This is a genomic window from Streptomyces pseudogriseolus, from assembly GCA_002154585.1.
GTDB classification, from domain to species: Bacteria; Actinomycetota; Actinomycetes; order Streptomycetales; family Streptomycetaceae; genus Streptomyces; species Streptomyces pseudogriseolus.
In genome coordinates, this window is sequence record MUNG01000509.1 from 316 (window position 1) to 516 (window position 201).

The following is a 201-nucleotide window of genomic DNA, read 5'->3' on the forward strand; positions in this document are numbered from 1 at the left end:
CCGTCGAAGTCGAGGCCGATCAGGGCCTTGCCCGGGCGGGCCAGGAGGGCGTCCAGGCCGTCACGCCCGGCCTGCGTGGTGGGCGTCGGCAGGGCGCCGGGGTCCGTGGATTCCGTATGACTGGCCATAGCCTCAACCTATCCACGCACCCGGGCTGTCACGCCTGGACGTGCCCAGTTCGCCGCCGACTGCGGGCAGTCG

Annotated in this window: 1 pseudogene; it reads right to left on the minus strand. The window is 72.6% G+C overall.

The features are described from left to right. A pseudogene (locus CCN29_RS36480) lies at positions 1 to 128 on the minus strand (trehalose-phosphatase); the annotation flags it as partial. Positions 129 to 201: the final 73 nt, after the last annotated feature.